General features: G+C 63.5%; 3 protein-coding genes. 1 reads left to right on the top strand and 2 read right to left on the bottom strand.

What is annotated here, in order from left to right; all coding sequences use genetic code 11:
• Window positions 1-83 precede the first annotated feature (83 nt).
• Together QMX97_RS31525 and QMX97_RS31520 are read right to left on the bottom strand one after the other, a co-directional pair.
• On the bottom strand, window positions 84-749 hold the full coding sequence (locus QMX97_RS31525; RefSeq protein WP_065906038.1) for a response regulator: 666 nt from the start codon (window positions 747-749) through the stop codon (window positions 84-86).
• Entirely contained in the window at window positions 724-4,107 is a 3,384-nt protein-coding gene (locus QMX97_RS31520; protein ID WP_282398210.1) for an ATP-binding protein, read from the bottom strand. The genes QMX97_RS31525 and QMX97_RS31520 overlap by 26 nt, the downstream gene beginning before the upstream one ends.
• Before the next feature lie 300 nt (window positions 4,108-4,407).
• Between QMX97_RS31520 and urtA the strand changes: the two genes are divergently transcribed.
• Window positions 4,408-5,616 (top strand): urea ABC transporter substrate-binding protein, encoded by a 1,209-nt coding sequence (urtA, locus tag QMX97_RS31515; RefSeq protein WP_065906042.1) that lies wholly within the window; start codon window positions 4,408-4,410, stop codon window positions 5,614-5,616.
• The last annotated feature ends 103 nt before the right edge of the window (window positions 5,617-5,719 follow it).

Raw genomic sequence — 5,719 nt, 5'->3', positions numbered from 1 at the left:
GGCTTGCTCGCGAATGCGACAGGTCAGTCATGGATATGTCCACTGACACACCGCGTTCGCGAGCAAGCCCGCTCCCCCATTGTTCAGATCGCGGCCAGGGCCACGGATGTCGCCGCCGTCCGGGTCTCCACCCCCAACTTCACATACACATGCTCCAGATGCTTGTTCACCGTCCTGGGGCTCAACCCCAGGATGTCGCCGATATCCCGATTGGTCTTGCCGCACGCGACCCAGCGCAAGACCTCCACCTCACGCTCGGTCAACTGGAACCTGGCCGACAGCAGCCGCTGTGCCGGCTCATCCTCCAGCGTCAGCACATTCGGCTGCGTCGCCTCCCGCGCCGACAGCAAGATGCGTGACGTGCGCAGGTGCGCCGCCACCCGTGCCAGTACCTCATCGGTCTGGATCGGTTTGGTCACGTAGTCACTGCCACCCACCTCGAAGCCTTGCACCACGTGCTTGCTGTCGGTCAGCCCGGTCATGAACACCACCGGCACATCCGCGCTGGCCGGCATTGCCTTGAGCCGGCGACAGGTTTCGAAACCGTCCAGGCCGGGCATCATCGCGTCCAGCAGGATCAGGTCCGGACGCCGGCGTTGCACGCGGTTCAACGCGCTGAGGCCGTCCAGGGCCACCAGCACCATGTAGCCGGCGTCGTCGAGCGCGTCACAGAGCAATGCCAGGTTGTCCGGGGTGTCGTCGACGATCAGCACCACGCCGGGTTCAGTGCTGTGGGTGAGTGCATTCATCTGCGGCCTCCTTGAGGGTTCGGTTGAGTTCATCCAGGCGAAAGCTCTTGAGCAGCCCGCGCAGCTTGGTGATGAACGGTTCGGCATCGGGGCGGTGTGCAAGGATCGTGTCGAGTTTGGCGTGCAGGCCGCGCACATAGCCGATGGCGCTGAGTTCCGCCAGGGCGGCAAGGTCTTCAGGGCTGGGCAATACGCTGGGCGGCGGCGGTGCGGTGAAGGTCTTGGTGCGCCGCAGCCACTGCAGGTCCAGGTGCTGTTGCAGGCGCCCGAGCAGTTCCGGGGTGCGCACCGGCTTGGCCAGGTAGTCGTTGCAGGCCGCGGCGATGCTGCGCTCGCGGTCGTCGGTAAAGGCGTTGGCGGAGATCACGATGATCGGCGCGGTGCACAGCGCATTGCGCCGGATCAGGCGGCTGGTTTCGTAGCCGTCCAGGGTCGGCATCGACAGGTCCATCAGGATCAGGTCCGGGGCCAGCAGCGCCACCTGGCGAATCGCATCCTGGCCGTTGCTGGCCTGCACCACCTCAAAGCCCAACGGCGTGAGCATGCCACTGAGCACCTTGCGATGGTCCACATGGTCGTCCACCACCAGGATGCGTCGACGCGCGCCCTGGTAGCCGATGATGTCGTGCTCCACATGCACCACCGCCTGCGGCGCGCGCACCTGGGACAGAAACAGCCGCACCTGGAAGCAGGTGCCTTTGTCCAGTTCGCTGGTCACGCGCAGTTCGCCGCCCATCAAGGAGGTGAGCATGCGCGTGATGGTCAGCCCGAGACCGACGCCCTTGTCCTGGCGCATCAGGTCGCCGCGTTCGAACGGCTGGAAAATTCGCTCGATCTGCCCCGGATCAATGCCGATGCCGGTGTCGATGATTTCAAAATTGGCAGTCTCGCGCCTGTAGCTGACCCGCAGGCACACCTCGCCGCTGTCGGTGAAATTCACCGCATTGCCGAGCAGGTTGATAAGGATCTGGCGCACGCGCTTTTCGTCGCCGCGCACCACCGCCGGGATCTTGCCCACGCAGTCCAGGCGAAAGCGCAGGCCCTTGTCCTGGGCTTGCGGCGTGAACATCTGCTCCAGGTCATGGATCAGTTCGGGGAAGGGGATTTCGGTGAGTTCCAGGCGCAGCTTGCCGGCCTCGATCTTGGCCACATCCAGCAGGCCGTCGATCAGCGACAACAGGTGCGAGCCGCTGCGCAGGATGGTCGCGAGTGCGTCCTGGTGCTGCTCGGGCATGGCGCCGTCACGCTGCAGGATTTGGGTAAAGCCAAGAATGCTGTTCAGCGGCGTGCGCAGCTCATGGGACAGCCCGGTGACATAGCGGCTCTTGGCAGCGTTGGCGGCTTCGGAGGCTTCCTTGGCGTGTTGCAGGGCCTGGTCGGTGAGGCTGTGGGCGTCGATTTCGTGCATCAGCAGCAAGGTCTGGCGGTCGGACTCTTCCTGGGCCACGCGCCGGCTTTCGCGGGTCAGCACCACCCACCAGGCGAGCACCGCGGCCAGTACCGAGAGGGTCAGGAAGGCCTTGAAGAACGCTTGGTACAAGGTCTCGGAGTGCGGCAAACCCTGGGCCGCCTGCACGTAAATCAACGCCAGGGCGCTGGCGAGCAACAGCTCCAGTACCAGCAGCAACCCCAGGTAATGGGCCAACCGTGTGTGCAGGCGCGGCATCAGGGTAGTCGGCAGCAGCCAGCGCAACACGCCTTCGAACTGGGTGACCAGGCGCGCGTGGGGTTTGCAGCGATCGCCGCAACGTGCGTCCAGTGAACAACACAGCGAGCAGATGGGCGTGCTGTAGGCCGGGCAGAACGCCATGTCGGCGGTTTCGAACGGGTTGCTGCACAGTCCGCACACCGCGTGGGTGGCGGGCGCCACCGGGTGGATCAGTTGCAGGTCGCTGGTGCGCGCGATGTAGTACTTGCCTTTCGTCAGCCAGGCCAACAGCGGCGCCATGATCAAGGCCGTGCCCAGCGCCACGAACGGCGGCGCGGCCTGGGCCAGGCTGCCGAACAGCCCGAAGTGCGCGAGGATCGACAGCAACGAGGCGACCAGCATCGAGCCGACGCCCACCGGGTTGATGTCGTAGAGGTGCGCGCGCTTGAACTCGATGTGCCTGGGCGACAGCCCCAGCGGTTTGTTGATCACCAGGTCAGCGACCAGCGTGCCGATCCAGGCAATCGCAATATTGGCGTAGAGCCCCAGCACCTGGTCGATCACATCGAACACGCCCAGCTCCATCAGCATCAGCGCGATGGCCACGTTGAACACCAGCCACACCACGCGGCCCGGGTGACTGTGGGTCACGCGGGCAAAGAAGTTCGACCAGGCCAGTGAGCCGGCGTAGGCATTGGTCAGGTTGATCTTCATCTGCGAGATGAACACGAAGAGCACCATCGCGCCCAGCGCCCATTCCGGCGAGCTGAACACGTATCGGAACGCGACCAGGTACATCTGCGTCGGCTCGGCAGCGCGTTCCATGGGGATTTCATGTTGCAAGGCGAGGAACGCGAGGAACGCGCCAGCGAACATTTTCAACGCGCCGGGGATGATCCAGCCAGGGCCGGCGCAGAGCAGGGCGGCCCACCAGCGCTTACGGTTGGCGGCGGTTTTTTCCGGCAGGAAGCGCAGGTAGTCCACTTGCTCGCCGATCTGCGTCACCAGTGACAGCGCCACCGTGCAGGCGGCGCAGAACGCCAGCAGGTTGAAGCCGCCGCCATCGCCGCTGCGTCCGACGAAGCTGGTCCAGTCGCTGAAGGCGTCGGGGTTTTTCCACCACACAAAGCCATAGGGCAGCACCAGCAACAGCAGCCACACCGGTTGCGTCCACAGCTGCAGGCGGCTGATCAACGTCACGCCGTAGGCCACCAGCGGGATCACCAGCAGCGAGCAGATCACGTAGGCGATCGCCAGCGGTATATGAAAATACAGCTCCAGCGCCAGGGCCATGATCGCCGCCTCCAGGGCGAAGAACAGGAAGGTGAAGCTGGCGTAGATCAGCGAGGTGATGGTCGAGCCGATATAGCCGAAGCCGGCGCCACGGGTCAGCAGGTCCATGTCCACGCCATAGCGCGCCGCGTAGTAACTGATGGGCAGGCCGGTGAGGAAGATCACCAGGCTGATGGCGAGAATCGCCCAGAACGTATTGGTGAAGCCGTAACTCAGGGCCAGCACGCCGCCGATGGCTTCCAGAGCCAGGAAGGACACCGCGCCCAGGGCCGTGTTGGCGATGCGCAGCTCTGACCATTTGCGAAAGGACTTGGGGGTGTAGCGCAGGGCGTAGTCTTCCATGGTCTCGTCGGCGACCCAGGTGTTGTAGTCGCGGCGGATCTTGACGATGCGCTGGGTGCCGGGGAGGTGGTGCACGGTGGGATGGCTCCGGGGAGTGGGCAAGGTGGATGAGCAAGTTCCGTGCCCCGATTCAAAATGTGCGAGCTGGCCTGCCTGCGATGGCGGTAGGTCAGGCATGGGAAGTCGATGGATACACCGCCATCGCAGGCCAGCCAGCTCCCGCATTGATCGGTGCTGTCAGGGCGGGCGGGATCCTGCTCGAAAATGGTGCGCAGTGGCATACGTCAAATGACGTATGCCGTTACGTCAGGCTGCGTATACCCGTGCTGGCCGGCCGCCGCCATGCTGGACCCCTCATTGCAGAGGAGTCGCCCCATGGCACCACGATTGATCCGCTCCAAACCCCTGTTGGCCTTGTCCTTGCTGGCGGCCGCACTGTTCAGCCAGGGCGTGCTGGCCGATAACGAAGGCCTGGCCGTGACCCCGACTGAAGTCACCGTCGGCCAGTTGCACTCGGCCACCGGCACCATGGCGATTTCCGAAACCGGTTCGATCCAGGCCGAACGCCTGGCCATCGAGCAGATCAACGCTTCGGGCGGGATCCTGGGACGGCAGATCAAGGTGATCCAAGAAGACGGCGCCTCCGACTGGCCGACCTTCGCCGAAAAGGCCAAGAAGCTGCTGGTCAACGACAAGGTTGCCGCCGTGTTCGGCTGCTGGACCTCGGCCTCGCGCAAGGCCGTGCTGCCGATCTTCGAGAAAGAAAACGGCCTGCTCTACTACCCGACCTTCTATGAGGGCCTGGAACAGTCGAAAAACGTGATCTACACCGGGCAGGAAGCCACCCAGCAGATCCTCGCCAGCCTCGACTGGATCGCCAAGACCAAGGGCGCGAAGACGTTCTACCTGGTCGGCTCCGACTACATCTGGCCGCGCACCTCGATGAAGATCGCGCGCAAGCACATTGAAAACGTGCTGCACGGCACTGTGGTCGGCGAAGACTACTACCCGCTGGGCAACACCCAGTTCGGCTCGCTGATCAACAAGGTCAAGCTGAAGAAACCGGACGTGGTCTTCGCGGCGGTGGTCGGCGGCTCCAACGTGGCGTTCTACAAACAGCTCAACGCGGCAGGTGTGAATTCGTCCAAGCAAACCTTGCTGACCCTGTCGGTGACCGAAGACGAACTGCTCGGCATCGGCGGCGAAAACATGGCCGGTTTCTATGCCTCGATGAAGTACTTCCAGAGCCTGGACAACCCTAACAATAAAGCCTTCGTCGAAGCCTTCAAGGCCAAGTACGGCAAGGACGCGGTGATCGGCGACGTGACCCAGGCGGCCTACCTCGGCCCATGGCTGTGGAAAGCAGCGGTGGAGAAGGCCGGCAGTTTCGACGTGGATAAAGTCGTCGCCGCCTCGCCGGGCATCGAGCTGAAAACCGCGCCGGAAGGCTACGTGAAGATCCACGAAAACCATCACTTGTGGAGCAAGTCGCGCATCGGTGAAGTGCAGCCCAACGGCCAGTTCAAGGTGATCTACGAGTCGGATCTGATCGAGCCGAACCCGTTTCCCAAAGGCTATCAATAAGCCTGGATCTGGCGCTGATCTAAAGGTGGGAGCGGGCTTGCTCGCGAAAGCGCAGTGTCATTCACAGATGTTTTGACTGATGCACCGCATTCGCGAGCAAGCC

This window comes from Pseudomonas sp. PS01298, from assembly GCF_029959745.1.
GTDB lineage: Bacteria > Pseudomonadota > Gammaproteobacteria > Pseudomonadales > Pseudomonadaceae > Aquipseudomonas > Aquipseudomonas aylmerensis.
The sequence above is the reverse complement of the archived record's forward strand: the minus strand, read 5'-3'. Positions and strand labels throughout refer to the sequence as shown.